The organism is Kitasatospora sp. NPDC004723 (assembly GCF_040609255.1).
GTDB lineage: Bacteria > Actinomycetota > Actinomycetes > Streptomycetales > Streptomycetaceae > Kitasatospora.
The window spans coordinates 320,153-340,660 of the sequence record NZ_JBEXJT010000003.1 but is presented as its reverse complement, the minus strand read 5'-3'; the positions used below and the strand labels follow the sequence as shown (position 1 = coordinate 340,660).

The following is a 20,508-nucleotide window of genomic DNA, read 5'->3' as shown; positions in this document are numbered from 1 at the left end:
GTACGGCGCTTCGGCGGCCGTCTGGCCCGGCTAAGGATTCTTATGAGTTCTTCAGAAGGGTCCTTACGGCAATCGAATCGGGTGTGCGAAAAACTATGGTTGTTGGTCCTGTCAGCTATGGAGGTCGTCCGTGAGCACCGAGCGCGAGGTTGGGTCCACCGGGCCGCAGGGGGAGCAGCCCTCCGGCGGCCAGGGGGTGGTGGGTTCCGCTTCTGACGGTCCGGCGTTGCCGTCTGCGGCCGGCCCCGCCCCCGCTTCTGCACCGACGCCCGCAGTCGACCAGCCGCCCCAGCCGCCCGCCGAGGGGGGCTCCGGCGGGTTCACGCCCACGCTGGCGTTCGGCAAGGTCGGCGCCCCGGAGGCACCCGCCGCGCCGGCCCCGGCCGCCGAGCCCGGGTACCTGGACGCGCCGCCGCCGGTCCTGCCGCCCGCCGCCCCCGCGGCGCCGGCCGCGCAGGCCCCCGCCCCGTACGGCGACAACCCGTACGCCACCCCGGCCCCGGGCACGCCGGTGCCCCCGGCGCCCGTCGCGCACGACCCGTTCGCCGCCCCGGGCGCCCCGCAGGCCCCCGGCGCGACCGGCCAGCACCACCACCCGTTCGGCGCCGGCCAGCCGCTCGGCGGCTGGGGCGCCGCCCACGACATCACCCCGGGCGCGCCCGGGGCCCCCGGTGGTCCCGGCGGCCCGCTCGGCTACCCGGGCGAGTACCCCGGCGCGCCGGTCCCCGGCGGCCCGCGCAAGAAGCGCGGCGGCCTGATCGCCCTGGTCGCGGCCGTCGCCCTGGTGGCCGGCGTGGCCGGCGGCGCGGTCGGCGTGTCCGTCGCCGACCGCGACGGCAAATCGGTGAGCGCCAAGGCCGACCGCAGCTCCACCACCGTCCAGGCCAACAACACCCAGAAGAACGAGCCCGCCCCGGGCTCGGTCGCCGGCATCGCGCAGAAGGCGCTGCCCAGCGTCGTCACCATCAAGGCCCAGGGCAATGGCGAGTCCGGCACCGGCACCGGCTTCGTCTTCGACACCGAGGGCCACATCCTCACCAACAACCACGTGGTCGCGCCCGCCTCCAGCGGCGGCAAGCTGACCGTCAAGTTCGCCGACGGCAGCTCCTACGGCGCCTCCGTGCTGGGCCGCGCCGAGGGCTACGACGTCGCCGTCATCAAGCTCGACAACCCGCCCAAGGAGAAGCTGACGCCGCTTCCGCTGGCTGACTCCGACAAGGTCAACGTCGGCGACTCCACCATCGCCATCGGTGCCCCGTACGGCCTGGAGTCCACCGTCACCACCGGCATCGTCAGTGCCAAGGACCGCCCGGTCGCCTCCGGCGACGAGACCGGCGCGCAGGCCTCCTACATGAACGCGCTGCAGACCGACGCCTCCATCAACCCCGGCAACTCCGGCGGCCCGCTGCTGGACTCCGCCGGCGGCGTGATCGGCATCAACTCGGCGATCCAGTCCAACGCCTCCAGCAACGGCCGGGCCGGCTCCATCGGCCTCGGCTTCGCGATCCCGATCAACCAGGCCAAGTGGGTGGCCGACACCCTGATCAAGACTGGCAAGCCGGTCTACGCCAAGCTCGACGTCCTGCGCAACGACGACTACAAGGGCGACGGCGCGCAGATCCAGACCCGCGACGTCCAGGGCCAGCCGGCCGTCACCCCGGGCGGCGCCGCCGACCAGGCCGGCCTCAAGCCGGGCGACGTCATCACCAAGCTCGGCGGCAGCCCGATCGAGAACGGCCCCGCCCTGGTCAGCAAGATCTGGACGCACAAGCCGGGCGAGACCGTGGACGTCGAGTACACCCGCAACGGCCAGACCGCCACCACCAAGGTCACCCTCGGCAGCCGCGTCGGCGACAACTGACCCCCGACCCGCCCCGGAAACCCTGTGCACCGAACCCCGCCGGACCCGTTAGGCTGACCTCCGCCTGGAGAGCTGCCCGAGCGGCCTAAGGGAACAGTCTTGAAAACTGTCGTGCGGTGACCCCGTACCGTGGGTTCGAATCCCACGCTCTCCGCCGGTAGGAGAAGAACCACCTGCTCGAGGCGGGTGCCGACCTGAGGTCGGCACCCGCCTTCGTGCTGTTCGGGGGTGGGCCGGGGTGGGCCGGGTTCACCCGAACGGGGGGTTTGGGGTGGGAACGTCCTCGGGTGGGGGTGCGGGGTCCGTCGTCAGGGCGTAAGGGGCGAACTGCCCTGGGCCCGGCGAGGAGAGACTGATGGCCTGGTACCCCGGTGCGGAGAAGATGGAGCTCGAACCGGAGTCGGACGAGCAGCCGGCGATCATCCCGACGCAGGTGATCTTCCACAGCGTGGCGGCGCCGTGGACGCCGCGGCGGATCTACGAGTACTGGAGGGACTCCACCAACCTGGAGTCCCACTTCGGGGTCGGGTACGACGGCAGCGTCGGGCAGTACATCGGCACCCAGACCCGCGCCGACGCCAACATGCGGGCCAACCGCCGGGCCGACGGCACCGGCGCGGTGAGCGTGGAGTCGGCCAGCGACGACCAGAGCACCGATCCGTGGACGGACGCCCAGATCAACGCGTTCGTCGCGCTCGGGGTCTGGCTGCACCAGCGGCACGGCATCCCGCTGCGGATCTGCGGCGAGTGGGACGAGCCCGGCTTCGGCGTGCACCGGATGTTCCCCGAGTGGTCGGACGGCGGGACGGCCTGCCCCGGGGACGCCCGGGCCCGGCAGTTCCGCGACGTCGTGATGCCCGGCATCGTCGCGGCGGCCGGCGGTGCGCCGCTGCCCCCGCCGGGCGGCGGCTCCGGCCCCGCCCGGTACCGGGTGACCATCAACGGGCTCGAGTACGGCTACGGGGCGCACGGCCCGCAGGTCGAGGAGGTGGGCCAGGCGCTCGTCCGGCAGGGCTTCGGCGGGCACTACCAGTCCGGGCCGGACCAGGACTGGCGGGACGCCGACACCCTCAACTACCAGGACTTCCAGCGCAGTCTGGGCTACTCGGGGTCGGACGCCGACGGCGTGCCGGGCGAGGCGTCGCTGCGCCGGCTGCTGGGCCGGCTGCCCTCGGCGCAGCGGGTGTCGCTCGCCCACGTGGTCGCGGCGGCGCGCACCGACCCGGGGGCCGAGCAGGGCCACCAGACGTACGGCGGCGAGGTGCGGATCGTCGAACAGGCCTTGGCGGACGAGGGGTTCCTGGAGCAGCGCTGGGTGGACGGCTCGCTCGGCACCCGCACCGTGCAGGCGTACGCCGCGTTCCAGCGCAGCCTCGGCTACGCGGGCGAGGACGCCAACGGCATCCCCGGCCAGCGCAGCCTCCAGGTGCTGGGCCGACGCAGGGGGTTCGACGTGACGGACTGACCGGGCGGCCGCGAGCGGGCGGCCGGGCGGCGAAGCCGGTGCTTGACCGTGACACCGTGTGAGGGTCTGCACTGGAGGGACCATGTTGAACATCGGAGACTTCGCCAAACACGGCCGGGTGTCGGTCCGCATGCTGCGCCACTACGACGCCGTCGGACTGCTCCGGCCCGCCCGGGTCGACCCGTTCAGCGGCTACCGCTGCTACGAGGCGGCCCAACTGGCCCGGCTCAACCGGCTCATCGCCCTCAAGGACCTCGGCTTCACACTGCAGCAGGTGCGGGCCGTCCTCGACGAGGAGGTGGACACGGCCGAGCTGCGCGGGATGCTGCGACTGCGGCGGGCCGAGCTCGCCGCGGCGATGGCGGCGGACGCCGAACGGCTGGCCCGGGTCGAGGCGAGGCTCCGGACGATCGAGAGCGAGGGGACCATGTCCACGCACGATGTCGTGGTGAAGCGGGTGCCGTCGGTGCGGGCGGCCGAACTGACCGGGGTCGCGGCGAGCTACGAGCCGCAGGACATCGGGCCGGTGATCGGCCCGCTGTTCGACGAGCTCTGCGGGCGGCTGGCGGAGGCCGGCATCGCGCACACCGGCCCGTCCGTCGCCCGGTACGAGGACACCGGCGGCGGTGACGGCTCGGTGCTGATCCGGGTGGCCGTGCCGATCGCCGCCTCGGTCGACCCGGCGGGGGAGCACGGTCTCGCGGTGGTCGACCTGCCGGCGATCGAGGAGGCGGTGACCGTGGTGCACCGCGGCTCGATGGACGACTCCCTGGGTGCGGTCCAGGCGCTGGCGCGGTTCATCGAGGAGAACGGCTACCGCTCGACCGGGTACGCCCGGGAGCTCTACCTGGAGTGCCCGGAGGAGGTGGCGGACTGGGTGACGGAGCTGCAGGAGCCGGTGCTGCGCGGGTAGCCGCCGGTCGTCCGGGCGCTCGCCCTGAAGCCGGTCGAGGGTCCTGGCGTCGCCCGGCACGACGACCACCGAGGCCCCCGCACCGGGCAGCGCCGCCCGCCCGGCGCGTCCTACCTGCCCGCGTCCTACCTGCCCGCGTCCTACCTGCCCGCGTCCTGCCTGCCCCGGGGGCGGCGTACTTGCCGGGCGGCCGGGCGGGCGGCAGAGTGCGAGGACCGGGCGGTGCGAGCGGAGGCGGCGATGAGTGACCTGACGGACCGGCTGGCGGAAGGCCTCCCGCCCGGCGCCCTGGCGGTGGACCCGGACGTGACGGCCGCCTACCGGCACGACATGGCGGACTTCTGCCCGGCCGGCACCCCCGCGGTGGTGGTCTTCCCGGAGACGGTCGAGCAGGTGCAGCACGTCCTGCGGACCGCCACCGCGCTGCGCGTGCCGGTGGTCCCGCAGGGGGCCAGGACCGGGCTGTCCGGCGCGGCCAACGCCGTCGACGGCTGCATCGTGCTGTCGATGGTGAGGATGAACCGGATCCTGGAGCTCGACCCGGTGAACCGGATCGCGGTGGTCGAGCCGGGTGTGGTCAACGCCGAGCTCTCGCGGGCCGCCGCGGCCTCGGGGCTCTGCTACCCGCCCGACCCGTCGAGCTGGGAGTCCTGCACGATCGGCGGCAACATCGGCACCGGTGCGGGCGGCCTCTGCTGCGTCAAGTACGGCGTGACGAGCGAGTACGTGCTCGGCCTCGACGTGGTGCTGGCCGACGGGCGGCTGCTGTCCACCGGCCGCCGGACGGCCAAGGGCGTGGCGGGCTACGACCTGACCCGGCTGCTGGTGGGCTCCGAAGGCACCCTGGGCGTGGTGGTCCGCGCGGTGGTGGCGCTGCGGCCGGCCCCCGCGCCGCAGCTGGCGCTGGCGGCGGAGTTCCCGAGCGCGGCCGCGGCCGGTGCGGCGGTCTGCGAGGTGATGGCGCGCGGCTTCACCCCGTCGCTGATGGAGCTGATGGACGCGGTGAGCGTGCGCGCGGTCAACGAGCTGGGGCGGATGGGGCTGCCGGAGTCCACCCGGGCGTTGCTGCTGGTCGCCTTCGACGGCCCGGACCGGGTGGCCGAGCTGGCCGCGGTCGGGGAGCTGTGCCGGGCGGCCGGGGCGACCGAGGTGGTGCCGGCCGAGGACCAGGCGGAGTCGGAGCTGCTGCTGGAGGCGCGCCGGCAGGCGCTGCCCGCGCTGGACCGGCTGGGCACCACGATGATCGACGACGTGGCGGTGCCGCGCTCGCGGCTGGCCGAGATGCTGGAGGGCGTCGCGGCGATCGCCGAGCGGCACGGGCTGACCATCGGGGTGGTGAGCCACGCGGGCGACGGCAACACCCATCCGATCGTGATCTTCGACGCGGCGGACGCCGAGCAGTCGGCCCGGGCGCAGCGCTCCTTCGACGAGATCATGGCGCTGGGGCTGGAGCTGGGCGGCACGATCACCGGTGAGCACGGGGTGGGGCTGCTCAAGCGGGAGTGGCTGGCGCGGGAGCTGGGGCCGGTGGCGGTGGACCTGCAGCGGCAGCTGAAGGCGGTCTTCGACCCGCTGGGCATCCTCAATCCCGGCAAGGTGATCTGATCCGTCTGATCCCGCACGCCCTGCCGATTTTCGGACTGCCACAGAATGGCCCGAATTTATCGACACGGTAGGTCGACCGAACCGGCAGGGGGCGCGTTCGACTTCGTCGCGCGCCGTGGGGGTGCACCGGCTCGCGGCCAGTCGACCGGTCTGCGTCGCAGGTGGGAGGGGGTGCGAAGGTCGCGCTCTCGGGTCGGTGGCGATTATGCATCGGGCCGCCGGATATCACGCTAAAGGGCGAAAAGGCGGCCGTGAGGTGGTGCTTTGTCGATTTGTTGCGGAAGTCTGTGTCCAGACGTCGCACATCCGCAGGTGTTCGTTCGGTCGGCGAACTCCCGCACACCTGACACGATCACCGTTCACGGGAGGCTCCACCACGACATCGTCCTCGTACCGGTCTTCTTCCTGAGCTCCTGAGCACCGACCGGGTGCCGTCGACGGCGGGGGCGCCGTCGACGGAGGCCCCGGGCCGGGCAGGAGGGAACGGATCGCACAACGCTCTCACCGGGCAGCGGAAAGGGTCACCGCGCACCGGTCCCGTGGGCGGCACCGCAGGTCGGTGCCGCCCACGGGCGCGTCCGGGGGCCGTCGAGAGGTCCAGTCCAGGGCCCGCGCCCGGCGCCGTCACCGCGCGGCGGTACGGTTGCGCTCCGACAGCGCACCCCGCGCCCGGCACGCCCTCCCGGCGACCGGTCCGCCGCGGGGCTGCGGACGCGGCAACCGGAAGGAAGGGCGCGATGGCAGCGGAGGAGGAGGGCCTGACCGGCCCCGGCGAGACCAGGCCGGCACCGGGTCCCGGGCCCGGCGGGGAGCAGGCTCCGGCCGCGCCCCGGTCCGTGCCCGAGCTGATGCTCGGCCGCCCGCCGATGGCCCGCCCGTTGCCGACCTTCGACGCCGAGGCCGCCCCGGCCGAACCGGGCCCGCTCTTCGTGGACTGGCTCGCCACCGCGCTGTACGCCGGGGTGCTGGACCCGCAGGTGTTCACCCTCTCCACGGTCGACGCCGACGGCATGCCGGACGCCCGCGTGCTGGTGCTGCGCGACGTCGACGCCGCCGGTACCGGCTGGGTCTTCTCGACCGCCGCCGACAGCCCCAAGGGCCGTCAGCTCGCCGACCACCCGGCCGCCGCGCTGACCGTCTACTGGCCGCAGCTCGGCCGCCAGGTGCGGGTGCGCGGCACCGTCGAACGGGCCGCCGACCAGGTGGCGGGGGCCGAGTTCGCCACCCGCTCCCCGGCCGCCCGGATCGGCGCGCTGGTCGGACGGCAGAGCGAGCCGCTGGCCTCGCCGGCCGAGTACGAGGAGGCCGTGGCGGTGGCCTGGCGCCGGCTGGAGGCCACCCCGGACGCGGTCGCCGCCGGGCACGCCGTCTACACGCTCTGGGCGAACGAGGTGGAGTTCTGGCAGGGCGACGCGGAGCGCCACCACGTCCGGCTCCGCTACACCCGGACCGGCCCGGTGCGCACCCCGGAGTGGTCGCGCACCCTGCTCTGGCCGTAGCGCCGTAGCGCCATAGCGCCAGGGCGCCGTAGCGCCGTGGCACCGCAGGACAGCGGAACGCCCGGGGGCGCGCATCGAGCCGATGCGCGCCCCCGGGTTCACCATGACACCGTGCCTCAGCGCCGCCCGGTCAGCGTGGCCCCGACGCTCGCCGCCACCACGCAGCCGATGCCGGCCAGCTGCGCGGCGCCCAGCAGCTGACCCAGCACCACCAGGCCGACCAGCGCGCTGACCGCCGGCTCCAGGCTGACCAGCACGCTGAACACCCGCTGCGGCATCCGCCGCAGCGCCGTCATCTCCAGCGCGTACGGGATCACCGGCAGCAGCAGCGACACCCCGGCCACCGCGAGCAGCAGCATCACCGGCGAGGCACCGGGCGCGGTCAGCCCGTCCCAGGCCTGGCCGAGCCCGAACGGCGCCACCGTCAGCGCGCCGACCGTCATCGACACCGCCAGCCCCTGGAAGCCCTGGAACGCCGCCCCGACCTTGTCGGTGAACAGGATGTACGCGGAGTAGCAGGCCGCCGCCCCGAAGGCGTACAGCAGGCCGACCGGGTCGAGCCCGCCGCCCTCCCCGCCCTCGCCGAGCAGCGTCAGCAGCGCCACCCCGCCGGCCGCGAGCAGCGCCCAGAGCAGGTGGCTGGCGCGACGGGCGAAGACCAGGGCGACCGCGAGCGGGCCGAGGAACTCGATGGTGGCGGCGGTGCCCATCGGCAGCCGGTCGATCGCCCCGGCGAACAGCAGGGTCATTCCGGCCGAGGCCATGCCGAGCAGGGCGGCGGCGGCGAGGTCGCGCGGCCGGCGCCCGCGCAGCCGGGGCCGGGTGACGGCCAGCAGGACGACCGCCGCGAAGCCCAGCCGCAGGAAGGTGGTGCCGCTCACCCCGAGCGGTCCGAAGAGCGGCTTGGAGAACGCGATCCCGGTCTGCACGAGGAACATCGCCACGACACAGAGAAGCGGCGCCGGAATTCGCTCCGGGCGCCGCAGCAGGTTCGTGAACCGTCGGCCGGTGGATCGGCCGGGTCGTGCGTCCGGTGGCAGTCCCTCTCCCGGGGACCCGCCTCGTCGCCAGCTGCCCCGCTCGCCGGCGGGCTCGCCCTTGGGGGCGGGCGGCATGGCAAGCGCCTCGGCGACGGCGGCGGCCGGCGTCGGGGCGGAGGTTTCGCTGGGATGGGAGGTGGGCATGATGGCGAGTTTGCCGTAAGGAGCCACTGGGCAGCAAGCTCGTTACAAAAATCGGGACGGATGCGGACGGGTGCGTCCGAAAGGGTGAGCCCCGACGGTGCGCCCGGCGCGGCGCCGGGCGGGATCCGACGGCCCGTCAGTATCAAGGCGGCGTGCGCCATCTCCGCCCCGCCTCGCTCGCCGCCGCCTCCCTCGTCCTCCTGCTGGCCGCCGCCGGTCCGGGCGCGAGGGCCGACGCCGCCGCTCGTTCCTCCGCCGTCCCCCGCATCCGGGCCGCCGTCCTGCCCGACCGGCACGGGCCGCCGCCGGCCCGGCCCCGCGACCTCTACGCCGGCGCGGCCTTCGACGCCTGCACCGCGCCCCCGCTGGAGACCCTGCGGGCCTGGCGCGACGCCTCGCCGTACGGGGCGCTCGGCATCTACACCAGCGGCGGCCAGCGCGGCTGCGCCCAGCCGAGGCTGACCGCCGACTGGGTGCGGCAGGCCCGGGCGATGGGGTGGCGGTTCCTGCCCGTCCACGTCGGCCTCCAGGCGCCGTGCAGCGACCTGACGCACAAGCCCAAGCGGATCGACCCCGCCCGGGCCGCCCAGCAGGGGCGCGAGGAGGCGGCCGAGGCGGTGCAGGGCCTGCGGGCGGTCGGGATCGGCCAGGGCAGCCCGGTCTTCCTGGACATCGAGGCCTACCCGGTGCGCGATCCCGCCTGCGGCCAGGCCGTCGTCGACTTCACCGTCGGCTGGACCCAGGCGCTGCACACGGCGGGCTACCGCTCCGGCTTCTACTCCAGCCTCGACTCCGGCATCGCCGACCTCGCCGCGGCCGCCCGGGCCGGCAGCTCGCCGCTGCCCGACACCCTCTGGTACGCCCGCTGGGACGACCGCGCCGACACCACCGGGGGCGGGCCGCTCACCGCAGATCTCTGGTCCCAGCACCAGCGCGTCCACCAGTACCACGGCAACGTCGAGGAGACCTACGGCGGAGCGACGCTGGCCATCGACCGCAACCAGGTCGACGCCCCGCTGGCCGGCTGACGGACCCGCCGGCCGGCCGGCGGTCACTCCCGCAGCGCGAGTCCCAGCCAGCCCCGGCCCTGGCAGTAGCGGCAGGTCTCGGTGATGTACCCGGTGCCGGTGCGGCCCGCCCGCAGGCCCTTGCGCGCCTGCGTCCGCACCCCGCCGGAACAGCACGGGCACGGCAGCCGGAAGCCGGCCAGACCCCGTCCCACCCGCCGCTCGCCGTGTCCGTCGTCCATGGCCCCAGTATCCCGGCCGCCGGGGCGGGCACCCGGGCCGCCCCCGCCCGACCGGGGAGAACGCGGCCGGACCGTGGCCGGGTCGTGATCGGGGCAACGCGGCCGGGATGCTGACATCCGGGACACGGCGCGGCAGAATCGGGCCCGTACTGCCCGTATTACCGCCCAGTAGCCGTAGTTCGGCCGGGCCGGGGCAGGAGCCGCAGTGCCGCCCAGGTCGAGGAGGACCCGTGTTCAGCACGATGCAGGACGTACCGCTCACCGTCGCCCGGATCCTGGAGCACGGGTCCACGATCCACAGCCGGTCGACGGTCACCACCTGGGACGGCACCGGTCCGGTGGTCCGGACGTACGCGGAGGTCGGCGCCCGTGCGGCGCAGCTCGCCCGGGCCCTGCGCGACGAACTCGGCTGCACCGACGCGAGTGTCGTCGGAACCTTGATGTGGAACAACGCCGAGCACCTGGAGGCCTACCTCGCGGTGCCGTCGATGGGCGCGGTGCTGCACACCCTCAACCTGCGGCTCCCGGCGAACCAGCTGTCGTTCATCGTCAACCACGCCGCCGACCGCGTGATCATCGTCAACGGCACCGTCCTGCCGCTGCTGGCCGCGGTCCTGCCCGAGCTCGCCCCGACGCTCAAGCACATCGTGGTCAGCGGCCCCGGCGACCGCTCGGTGCTGGCCGGCTTCGCGGGCGGCGTGCACGACTACGAGGAACTGATCGCGGACCGGCCGACCGCCTACCCCTGGCAGACCGACATCGACGAGCGCCGGGCCGCCGCGCTCTGCTACACCTCCGGCACCACCGGCGACCCGAAGGGCGTGCTCTACAGCCACCGCTCGGTCTACCTGCACTGCCTCCAGGTCAACACCGGCGACAACTTCGCCTTCACCCCGCGCGACACCGCGCTGCCGGTGGTGCCGATGTTCCACGTCAACGCCTGGGGCATCCCGCACGCCGCCTTCATGTCCGGCGCCAACCTGCTGATGCCGGATCGTTTCCTCCAGCCCAAGCCGATGGCCGAGATGATCGCCGCGGTGCGGCCCACCGTCAGCGCGGCCGTGCCGACCATCTGGAGCGGCCTGCTGGACGAGCTGGACGCCGGCGACTACGACACCTCCAGCCTGCGCATGGTGGTGATCGGCGGCTCGGCCTGCCCGCCCTCGCTGATGAAGGGCTACGAGGAGCGCCACGGCATCCGCGTCCTGCACGCCTGGGGCATGACCGAGACCTCGCCGCTCGGCACCTTCGCCCAGCCCCCGGGCGGGCTGACCCCGGAGGAGGAGTGGCCGTACCGGGTCACCCAGGGCGTCTTCCCGGCCTCCGTCGAGGCCCGGCTGATCGGCCCGGGCGGCGAGCGGATGCCGCACGACGGGGTGTCGGCGGGCGAGCTGGAGGTGCGCGGCCCGTGGATCGCCGGGGCGTACTACGGGGGCGCGGGACAGGACCCGCAGCGCCCGGAGGACAAGTTCTCCGAGGACGGCTGGCTGCGCACCGGCGACGTCGGCACGATCACCGCCGACGGCTACCTGACCCTCACCGACCGCGCCAAGGACGTGATCAAGTCCGGCGGCGAGTGGATCTCCTCGGTGGACCTGGAGAACCACCTGATGGCCCACCCCGAGGTCGCCGAGGCCGCCGTGGTGGCCGTTCCGGACGAGAAGTGGGGCGAGCGGCCGCTGGCCACCGTCGTGCTGCGGCCGGGTGCCACCGCCGGGCTGCCGGAGCTGCGCGCGTTCCTGGCCGGGCGGATCGCCTCCTGGCAGCTGCCGGAGCGCTGGGCGATCGTCGAGGCGGTGCCGAAGACCTCGGTCGGCAAGTTCGACAAGAAGGTGATCCGCGCCGACTACGCGGCGCAGAAGCTGGACGTCACCCGGCTCGGCAAGGAGTAACCGGGAACGGGCAGGGAGCACGAGGGCCGGTCACCCCGGGAAGGGGTGGCCGGCCCTCGGCCGTGCACGGCTGTCAGCCCGCCGCGGCGACGCCCGCCTCGCCCATGGCGCCGATCCGCCCGAGCAGGTCGACGATCCGGGACTGCACGTCGTCGCTGGTCGAGCGCTCGGCGAGGAACAGCACCGTCTCACCGGTGCGCAGCCGGGGCAGCTCGCGCGGGTCGAGGTCCACCGAGGTGTAGACGACGAGCGGGGTGCGGTGCAGCCGGTCGTTGGCGCGCAGCCAGTCCAGCAGGCCGACCCGGCGGCGGCGGATCTGGAGCAGGTCCATCACCACCAGGTTGGGCTGCACGCTGCTGGCCCGGGCGACGGCGTCGTTCTCGTCCACCGCGTGCTCGACGTGCATGCCGCGCCGTTCCAGACTGCCGATCATCGCGGCGGCGATGTCCGGGTCGCCCTCGACCAGCAGGACGCGCGGGGCGTGGTTCTCGCCGTCGCGCGGGGCGAGGGCGCGCAGCAGGACGGCCGGGTCGGCGCCGTACGCGGCGTCCCGGGTGGCCTGCCCGAGGCCGGCGGTGACCAGCACCGGGACCCGGCTGTTCAGCGCCGCGGTGCGCAGCGACTGCAGCGCGGTGCGGGTGATCGGGCCGGTCAGCGGGTCGACGAAGAGTGCGGCCGGGAAGCCGGCGACCTGCGCGTCCACCTCCTCGCGGGAGCGGACGATCACCGGGCGGTAGCCGCGGTCCTGGAGCGCCTGCCGGGTGGCGGGGTCGGGCTCGGGCCAGACCAGCAGCCGGCGCGGTCCGCCGTCGGGGGCCGGGGCGGGCAGCTGGGGGTGCTCGCCGACGGCGTCGCGGCCGCTCGGCAGGGCGACCGGCGCGACGGCCTGCGGGGCTGTCGGGACCGCCGGGGCGGCGGGCGCGGCGGGCAGCTCCAGGGCGGCCCGCGGCCGGGCCTCGGCGGCGGGAGCCACCGGTGTCACCGGCACCACGGCGGCCGGGCCGGGGGCACCGGGCGCGCCGAACGGGCGCGGCGGGGCCAGCTCGCCCAGGCCGGTGCCGACCGGGCGCGGGCCGCCCTCGCGCTGCTCGTCGCCGGGGGCGGCGGGCAGCGCCGGGACGGCCGGCGGCAGCGCGGGCAGCGCGGAGCCGCCCGCCGGGCCGGCTTCGGGCGCGGCCGGGCCGGCCTCGCCGCCGGGCCCGGGCGGAACGGCCAGCCGGCGCCGTCGGCCGGTCGGCGTGGGTGCGGCGGGCTCGGGCGGCGCGGGCGCCGGACCGGCCGGCAGGGCGTGCTCCAGCCCCGGGTAGACGGGGGTCTCGGTGCCGCCGGGCAGGGCGAACCCGCCGGAGGAGTCCTCGGCGCCGGGCAGCGCGCGGCGGCGCCGGGACGGCCGGGGCTCGGCGTCCCCGCCGTCGTGGCCGGCCGGGGCCTTCGGGGCGGAGTCGCCGCCGCCCGGGCCGAGCGCGATCGGGGTGCGTGCGGCGCCCTCGCCGCCGGCGGCCCGGCGCTCGCCGTCACCGGGGACCGCGCCGTTCGGGTCGCCGGGGCGCCCGTCCGGACGCCCGCCGTCGACCGGGACGGCGTAGGCGGTGCCGGAGCGGCCGTCGTCCTTGCCCCAGGGGTCGTTCTGCGGGCGGCTCGGGCCGCCCAGGCTCTGGCGCCCGTACGCGGGGTCGTTGCCGGTGCCGTTCCACTGCTCGGGGACGGCCCGTTCGATCCGGGCGGGGGCGTTGGGCCACTGGTCGGCGGGGATGTCCGGGGCGATGGCGCCGACCGGGGCGGCGGGTTCGGCGGCCTCGCGGCCCGGCTGCTCCGGGGCGGCGGGCGGCAGCTCCACGGCCGGCCGGCCGCGGCGTCCGCGCCGCTGCTCGACGACCGGCTCCTCGCCCGGCGCACCGCCGGCCGGGGACGGTCCGGCCGCGGCCTCGGCTCTCCGGGCGTCGGCGGAACCGTCCGGCGCGCCCTCCCGGGGGGCCTCGGCCGGAGCCTTCGCGGGGGTGCCCTCGGCGGCGGCCGGCTCCTCGGCCGGGGCCGCGGTCGGCAGCTGCGGGATGCCCGGCAGGTCGGGCAGGACGGCGCTGTCGCTCTCCTTCGGCCGGTCGGACCGGCCCTCGGCGGACGCGCGCTCGGCGGCGGCCTTGGCGGCGGCCGGGTCCAGCGGCAGTTCCACGACGTACGTGGTTCCGGCGCGTCCCGGCAGCTCGTGCGGCTGGAGCACCCCGCCGTGGCGCTCGACCACCGCGCGGGCTATCGGCAGGTGGACGGGGCTGCCGCCGCGCCCCGGGCCGCGGATCTCCACCCGGGCGACCTCGCCGCGCTGGGCGGCGGCGAGCACCACGGCCGGCGTGTCCCCGCCGGCCGGCGGCAGGGCGGGCGTGCCGGGGGCGGCGAGTCCGGGGGAGGGCAGTTCGGGGGCGACGTCGTCCAGCGCGAGGCCGATGCCGCTGACGTCGGCGACCAGGTGGGCCAGCGCCTGGGCGAGCCGCTGCTCGTCGGCGATCACCTCGACGGCGGCGGCGTGCACGGAGAACCGCACCCGGCCCGCGCCGACCAGCTCGCCGGCGTGCTCGACGGCCCGGCGGACCACCTTGTCCAGGGCGACCGGCACCCGCTCGGCGCTCTTCCGCCCGCCCTTGCCGTCTTCCGTACCGCCCTTGCCGTCGGCCGCGGCGCCCTTGCCGTCCGCGGCGCCGCTCTCGCCGGCCTCGGAGCGCTGGTGGGCCAGCACGCCCTCGATCAGCTTGCCGTAGCGGCGGCACTCGTCGGCCAGCCGTCGAAGGGTCCAGTTGGCCTCCGGCCAGAGCTGCCCGGCCGGGTCGGCGGCGAGCGCGTCGATCCGCCGGTGCAGCGCGGTCAGCGCACCGCCCAGCTCGCTCTCCAGGACGGCGGTGAGGTGCTCGTTGCGGGCGACCAGCGCCAGCTCGCGGCTGCGGTCGGTGAAGGTCATCACGGCGCCGACCAGCTGGTCGCCGTCCCGGACCGGGGCGGTGGTGAGGTCGACGGTGACCGGGCGGCCGTCCTTGCGCCACAGCACGGTGCCGCGCACCCGGTGCTTGCGCCCGGAGGTCAGGGTGTCCAGCAGCGCGGACTCCTCCAGCGCCAGCGGGGTGCCGTCGGCCCGGGAGTGCTGGATCAGCGGGTGCAGCTCCCGGCCGCCCAGCTCACTGGCCCGGTACTCCAGGATGTGCGCGGCGGCCGGGTTGACCAGCACGCAGCGGCCTTCGAGGTCGACGCCGAGCACGCCCTCGGCGGCGGCCCGCAGGATCATCTCGGTCTGCTTGTGCTGGCGGCGCAGCTCCGCCTCGACGCCGAGCCGGCCGGTCAGGTCGCGGACCAGCAGCAGGAGCAGGTCGGAGGAGCGGGAGCCCTCGCGGTAGGGGTCGTAGGGCGCCGGGGGCGCGTAGGCGGTGCCGGCGCCGGTGCCGGTGCCGTCGTCGTCGAAGTCGTTGCCGGAGACCTCGACCGGGAAGGTGGTGCCGTCGGTGCGCCGGGCGGTCATCCGCACCGGGCGGTCGAGCGCCTCGTCCTCGCGGGCGGCGGGCCGCATCGAGCCGGGGATCCGACTGGGGTCGAACTCCGGGAGCAGGTCGAGCACGCCCATGCCGACCAGTGAGGTCCCCGGTGCCTGGAGCGCCTGGACGGCCGCGTTGTTGGCATCGACGACGGTGCCGTTGCTGTTCACCAGCAGCAGCGCGTCGGGCAGGGCGTCGAGTATGGCGGCGAGGCGAGCAGCGCCTCGGATCGGCCTGCTGCTCACGTCGACAGGTCTCCTCGGCTCAGGGCAGCTCTCTCCGGAGACGGCAGTATCTCATTCTTCTTTGCGGCGGGGACGACCCGCCTAGTAACGTTGGCGGCGGTTGGTGCCGGGCCCCCGGGTTGTGGCATCATCACAGGCACAAGGAACGGGTCCGCGCACGTGGGCTTGCTCCATGTGGAGGAGGCTTCGCCTAGTCCGGTCTATGGCGCCGCACTGCTAATGCGGTTTCGGGGTTATTCCTGATCGAGGGTTCAAATCCCTCAGCCTCCGCCAGCCGAAGAGCCCCGCCGACGATCTCGTCGGCGGGGCTCTTCGCATGTCCGGACGTGATCGGAAGGGCGTTCGGCCGGTGGGTCCGGGGCGCCCGGATCAACCGATTTCGCCCCGCGCCGCAGGTCATGTAATGTTGTCCCCGCACCGCCCCGGAGGAACGTTCGCCAGGGCGAGCGCTCATAGCTCAACGGATAGAGCACTTGACTACGGATCAAGAGGTTGCAGGTTCGAATCCTGCTGAGCGCACCAAACCCCGCAAGACCGGGTCCGCCCGGCACTTGCGCTCATAGCTCAACGGATAGAGCACTTGACTACGGATCAAGAGGTTGCAGGTTCGAATCCTGCTGAGCGCACCAGCGAGAAGCCCCCGGCCATTGGCCGGGGGCTTCTGCGTTTCCCGGGTCCGGCTCGGCCCGGCCGGGGTGCCGCCCGGACGCCCCCTCGGTGGCCCGCGATGGCCGGCAATGGCCCGCGACCCCTCGCGATACCTCGCGCAAGGGGTGAAATGCGGTTCTTTCGGGTACATCCCGTCCTGCCGGACGGAGGACCGCCAATCGGGTGTCATGCGGCCGAGAGTGCAAGTGTCGCCATATGACCGGCTCAGGATCGTGATTCCGTTTTGTCTGATCTTGTGTCCAGACTGCCCGGCCATCCAGGCCGCTCCGGCAGCCGATGCGAAGGAGAGCCGGATGAACCGACAGTTCCCGGCAGCGGCCGGCGCCGCGGTCCTGGCGACCGGACTGGTGATCGGTTGGAATCCGCCGCCCTCGGCCGCCCGGCAGATCGAGCCGGACCGCCCGTCCTCCGGCCTCCATCAGGGCGGCACCACCACGCTCACCCTTTCCGCGTCCACCAACGACCCCGGCATCCGGCTGACCGGCACCGGCGAGCCGGGCGGCACCGTCGTCGTCACCGACCGGTCGTCCGGTGGCCAGGAGGACGACCTCTGCTACACGACCGTCGGGGCCGACGGCGGCTGGTCCTGCCTGCCGGTGGAGAACCTGGTGGACGGGCCGCACCGGCTCACCCCGTTCGCCGCCGACCTCGCCGGGAACCGGACCGCCGGGCAGCCGGCCGAGCTGGTGGTCGACACCGTGCCGCCGGACGGCCCGCTGCTCACCGCGCCCGCCGCCGGGGAGACCGTCCGGGTCGCCCGGCCCCGGCTGGCCGGGAAAGCCGAACCGGGCGCGCGGGTGCTCGTCACCGCGGGGCCGGACCGTGGTGACGGGCCCGCGCGGATCGTCGCCTGCGGAGCGACGGCGGCGGTCGACGGCAGCTGGACGTGCACGGCCAACCGGGATCTGACGGACGGGGAGCGGTGGCTGATCGTCACGGCGACCGACCTGGCGGGGAACAGTACGGCGGCCGAGGCGGTGGCGGTCCGGGTGGAGACGATCGGTCGGCCGGCGGCGACGCCGCAGGTTCCGCTCCCGCCGTTCCCGACGCGGACGCCCACGCCCACGCCGTCGTCGGCGCCGTCGCCGTCGCCTTCAGCGTCGACGGCCGCGGCGCCTTCGCCGGTGGTCACCCCCTCGCAGGCCGCGCCCTCGGCTCCCCGGCCATCCGTGACCGCCCTGTCGCCGGCGGTCACCGCGTCGCCATCGCCGTCGGCGTCGGCGTCGCCCTCGGTCCCGGTGCCGGCGCGGCCGTCCCCTGCCGCTCCCGCTCCCGCTCCTGCTCCGGCCGGCCGGCCGTCGCCCGCCCTGCCGGCGGCCCCGGTACCGACCGTCGCCGTTCCCGCCCCGGTCGTTCTCACGCCCGCTCCGGCCGCGCCCGCGTCCGCCGCCGCGCCCGTCACCGCGGTGGCCCCCGTTCCGAGTGGGCTGCTGCCGTTTGTCGTGCCACCGGCCATCGGCGCGGTGGCCAGGTCGGCGGCCCCCACTCCGGCGCCGACCCCCACGCCCGTACCCACGGCGCCCGGTCCGGCTCCCGCCCCGGCCGCGTCCGCCCCGAGCCCGACGCCCCAGGCGCCGACGGTCCCGGCGGCGCCGTCGGCCTCGGCCGCCGCCCCCTCTGCCCCCTCCGCCCCCTCCACTGCCCCGGACCGGGAGCGGGCCGAGCGGGCGCCGGCCGCGCCGCCGCCGGGCGGAGCACGGCCGACGGTCCGGGCTGCGGGCGCCGCCGTGGCCGAGACCACCGCCGCCGAGGACCCGTCGTCGCCGACGGCCGCCGACCGGCACCCGTCGGACGGCTGGCGGGGCGTGCTCGCCGCGGTCCTGCTGGTGCTCACCGGTATCGGGCTGATCACCCGTCGGGTGATCGGCCGGGGATCCGGTCCCGGGCGGCACTGAGCCGCTCTCCCCCTGTCCGCTCATGTGCCTGCGCGTCAGGTCCGGGCTCGGATGATTCGTCAGTAAATGTCGACACGCACCGGTTCAAATGTCGCATTTGATGACGTATGAACTTAGCCTGGCCCTGGCACTGCCCGTCAGATCCGGGCCGCCCGTTGCGCGACACACTGAACCTGAGGATCCGTGCATGGACGTCACCCGCGATTCTTCGCAGCGACCCGACCACCTGCCCAAGACGTTTCCCCCGGGAATGCCGGAACGTTCCGCCTCGGGCTCCAGCCCGCTGGCGAGGGCGGCGAGGGCATCCAAGCCCGCCCAGCCGACCGACCACGGCCCGGCCACCACCCCGATCGCGGTGGTCCCGGGGCCGGCCGACGGCAGGCACATCGACCTGCGCGATCCGCTGGAGCTGGCGGACCCGGTGGACCCGGCGGTCCGCCCGGCGCCGACCGCCCCGCTGCCGCCGGTGACCTCGACGGCCCTGGCCGCGGACGAGCCGGAGGGCGCCCCGACCGGGGCGGCGACCGCCGTCACCTCGCGCCGGCCCCCGCGCGCCGACCAGACGCTCCGTGAGCACGCCGCCGCCGCCCTGCCCGGCTGGGTCGCCCTGCTCGGACTGCTGCTCGGCACGGCCGCCGTGCTGCTGGTGCTGCTGCGCGACGGCGTCATCCCGCACTGGGACGCGCTGCCCGACCTGCGCACGGAGGCCGCCCGGGCCGCCGGCGGGGCCGAGGTGACCGCCCGTTCGGTGGCCGCCGTGGCCGCCGCCGGGCTGCTCGTCGTGCTCTCGCTCGCGGGTCTGCTGGCCAACGCGGGCGGCGAGACCCGGGTGCTCACCCGCTGGGGCCGCTACCGGGGCACCGTCCGCCGCACCGGTCTGGTCTGGGTCAACCCGCTGCTGCGCCGCCGTCGGGTGGACGTCCGGCTGCGGCACTGGCGCAGCGAACCGGTCAAGGTCGTCGACCGCACCGGCACCCCGATCGTGGTCCGGCTGCTGATCGTCTGGCGGGTCAAGGACACCGCCCGCGCGATGCTGGCGATCGAGGACCACGAGAGCTACCTGCGCGAGCAGGTCCAGGCCGTGCTCACCCGGACCGCCTCCACGCTGCCCTGCGACAGCAACGCGGCGCCCGGTCCCGCGCTGCGCGACGGCCAGTGGTTCGCTGACGAACTGACCAGAGCGCTGGCCGCCGAGGTCGCGCCGGCCGGGCTCGAGGTCTACTCGGTGCAGCCGCTGGCGCTGGACTACGCACCGGAGGTGGCGGAGTCGATGCGCCGCCGCCGGCTGGCCGACCTGGACGCGGGCCTGCGCACCGTGCTGGTGGACGACGCCGTGGAGGCGGCGGCGCTCGCCGTGCGCCGACTGGAGCGCGCCACCGCGCACGAGCTGGACGAGGCCGCCCGGAGCGCGCTGATGGAACAGTTGCTGGTCGCCTTCGTCGCCCCGGCCGGAGTGGCCGCCTCGGTACCGCCCCCGGCCGCCCGGGCCGGGCGGAAGGAAGGACGACCGGCATGAGGATAGCCACCGGCACGGACGCCGCCGCGGTGTTCGCGGATGCGGACGACACGGCGTTGATCGGCTTCGAGGAGAGCCTCGGCACGATCCCGGCGATCACCGGCTGCGCCTGCCCGAACTGCGTGGTGCGGCCGCGCGCCGCCCGCCCGGCGGAGCCGTACGGGGGAGGCCGAATACACCGGGCGGTGCGAAATACCTGCCTGGCCACCACGGTGCTGGCCGGCGCCGGAGTGGTCGGCCTGACGGCGGGGGCCGGGGCCGCGCACGCCGCGCCGGGCAAGCAGGGCTGGGACGGCTCGAAGTACTGGTTCAAGAACGGCGACGGCGAGTGGCGGTACACCAGCCACTACAGCGTGTACACCGACGCCGTGGGGTCCGGCGCCGGCTCGGCCACCAACGGCTCGGCCACCAACGGTTCGGCCGGCTCCGGCGGGATGCGCCAGGGCTGGGACGGCGAGAAGTACTGGTTCAAGAACAGCAGCGGCGAGTGGCGGTACACCAGCCACTACGACGTCTACCTGAGCCGCACCGGCCAGTCCGGTGGCGGTGCGGCCTCCTCGGGCACCACCACCGCGCCCGCCCAGGCCGGGACCCGGTCCGCCGGCCGCATGGAGTCCGCGATCGAGTACGCGCTCGCGCAGCTGGGCAAGCCGTACGTGTGGGGCGGCGACGGCCCCTCCGGTTACGACTGCTCGGGGCTGGTGCAGCAGGCCTACCGGCGGGCGGGCATCAGCCTGCCGCGGGTGGCCGACGACCAGTACGCGGCGACCACGCCGATCGGCGCGGGGCAGCTGCGCCGCGGCGACCTGCTGTTCTGGTCGGACAGCGGCCGGGCCTCGGGCATCCACCACGTGGGGATCTACCTGGGCGACAACAAGTTCGTCGAGGCGCCCCGGCCGGGCAAGACGGTCCGGGTGTCGACGATCAGCAGCGGCTTCTACCCGACCCACTTCGGCCGGCCGTAGCGGCCCGGCACGGGAGGACACGAAGGGGCGCGCCGTCC

13 protein-coding genes and 4 tRNA genes are annotated in these 20,508 nt (G+C 75.3%); 14 read left to right on the top strand and 3 right to left on the bottom strand.

Features of this window, described 5'->3' with window-relative positions:
* The first annotated feature begins 130 nt into the window (after window positions 1-130).
* The 6 genes from ABZW10_RS06290 to ABZW10_RS06265 all read left to right on the top strand — a co-directional run bounded on the left by ABZW10_RS06290 (window position 131) and on the right by ABZW10_RS06265 (window position 7,343).
* Window positions 131-1,861, top strand: coding sequence for a trypsin-like peptidase domain-containing protein (locus ABZW10_RS06290; protein ID WP_355360740.1), 1,731 nt, complete (start codon window positions 131-133; stop codon window positions 1,859-1,861).
* Between the two features lie 66 nt (window positions 1,862-1,927).
* Window positions 1,928-2,015: transfer RNA gene (locus ABZW10_RS06285), tRNA-Ser, on the top strand.
* A 201-nt stretch (window positions 2,016-2,216) separates the two neighbouring features.
* A complete protein-coding gene (locus ABZW10_RS06280) occupies window positions 2,217-3,326 on the top strand; it encodes a peptidoglycan-binding protein (RefSeq protein ID WP_355360737.1) in 1,110 nt (369 codons plus the stop codon).
* An 82-nt stretch (window positions 3,327-3,408) separates the two neighbouring features.
* Entirely contained in the window at window positions 3,409-4,239 is an 831-nt protein-coding gene (locus tag ABZW10_RS06275; protein WP_355360734.1) for a MerR family transcriptional regulator, read from the top strand.
* A 240-nt stretch (window positions 4,240-4,479) separates the two neighbouring features.
* Complete coding sequence (locus tag ABZW10_RS06270) at window positions 4,480-5,844, top strand: FAD-linked oxidase C-terminal domain-containing protein (RefSeq protein WP_355360731.1); 1,365 nt, start codon at window positions 4,480-4,482, stop codon at window positions 5,842-5,844.
* A 737-nt stretch (window positions 5,845-6,581) separates the two neighbouring features.
* Window positions 6,582-7,343 carry a pyridoxal 5'-phosphate synthase gene (locus tag ABZW10_RS06265; RefSeq protein ID WP_355360728.1) on the top strand — a complete coding sequence of 254 codons (762 nt, stop codon included), beginning with the start codon at window positions 6,582-6,584 and terminating at the stop codon, window positions 7,341-7,343.
* Between the two features lie 116 nt (window positions 7,344-7,459).
* Here ABZW10_RS06265 and ABZW10_RS06260 read toward each other — a convergent pair whose 3' ends face one another.
* Complete coding sequence (locus ABZW10_RS06260) at window positions 7,460-8,281, bottom strand: EamA family transporter (RefSeq protein ID WP_355360933.1); 822 nt, start codon at window positions 8,279-8,281, stop codon at window positions 7,460-7,462.
* Between the two features lie 398 nt (window positions 8,282-8,679).
* Between ABZW10_RS06260 and ABZW10_RS06255 the strand changes: the two genes are divergently transcribed.
* A complete protein-coding gene (locus ABZW10_RS06255; protein WP_355360725.1) occupies window positions 8,680-9,555 on the top strand; it encodes a DUF1906 domain-containing protein in 876 nt (291 codons plus the stop codon).
* Window positions 9,556-9,578: 23 nt separating this feature from the next.
* Here the strand turns inward: ABZW10_RS06255 and ABZW10_RS06250 are convergent, their stop codons facing one another.
* On the bottom strand, window positions 9,579-9,776 hold the full coding sequence (locus ABZW10_RS06250) for a hypothetical protein (protein WP_355360722.1): 198 nt from the start codon (window positions 9,774-9,776) through the stop codon (window positions 9,579-9,581).
* 230 nt (window positions 9,777-10,006) lie between these two features.
* On the opposite strand from ABZW10_RS06250, the gene ABZW10_RS06245 reads away from it, so the two are divergent.
* Window positions 10,007-11,668 (top strand): long-chain fatty acid--CoA ligase, encoded by a 1,662-nt coding sequence (locus ABZW10_RS06245; protein WP_355360719.1) that lies wholly within the window; start codon window positions 10,007-10,009, stop codon window positions 11,666-11,668.
* A gap of 73 nt (window positions 11,669-11,741) precedes the next feature.
* On the opposite strand, the gene ABZW10_RS06240 is transcribed toward ABZW10_RS06245, so the two are convergent.
* A complete protein-coding gene (locus ABZW10_RS06240) occupies window positions 11,742-15,425 on the bottom strand; it encodes a PAS domain-containing protein (protein ID WP_355360716.1) in 3,684 nt (1,227 codons plus the stop codon).
* Between the two features lie 179 nt (window positions 15,426-15,604).
* Here ABZW10_RS06240 and ABZW10_RS06235 point away from each other — a divergent pair.
* The 6 genes from ABZW10_RS06235 to ABZW10_RS06210 all read left to right on the top strand — a co-directional run bounded on the left by ABZW10_RS06235 (window position 15,605) and on the right by ABZW10_RS06210 (window position 20,470).
* Window positions 15,605-15,698 (top strand) — tRNA-Ser (locus ABZW10_RS06235).
* A 173-nt stretch (window positions 15,699-15,871) separates the two neighbouring features.
* Window positions 15,872-15,947: transfer RNA gene (locus tag ABZW10_RS06230), tRNA-Arg, on the top strand.
* 31 nt (window positions 15,948-15,978) lie between these two features.
* A tRNA-Arg gene (locus ABZW10_RS06225) sits at window positions 15,979-16,054 on the top strand.
* Window positions 16,055-16,387: 333 nt separating this feature from the next.
* Entirely contained in the window at window positions 16,388-17,989 is a 1,602-nt protein-coding gene (locus ABZW10_RS06220) for an Ig-like domain-containing protein (protein ID WP_355360713.1), read from the top strand.
* A 250-nt stretch (window positions 17,990-18,239) separates the two neighbouring features.
* On the top strand, window positions 18,240-19,505 hold the full coding sequence (locus tag ABZW10_RS06215) for an SPFH domain-containing protein (protein ID WP_355360710.1): 1,266 nt from the start codon (window positions 18,240-18,242) through the stop codon (window positions 19,503-19,505).
* Window positions 19,502-20,470 carry a C40 family peptidase gene (locus tag ABZW10_RS06210; RefSeq protein WP_355360707.1) on the top strand — a complete coding sequence of 323 codons (969 nt, stop codon included), beginning with the start codon at window positions 19,502-19,504 and terminating at the stop codon, window positions 20,468-20,470. Before ABZW10_RS06215 ends, ABZW10_RS06210 begins: the two co-directional genes overlap by 4 nt.
* Window positions 20,471-20,508 lie beyond the last annotated feature (38 nt).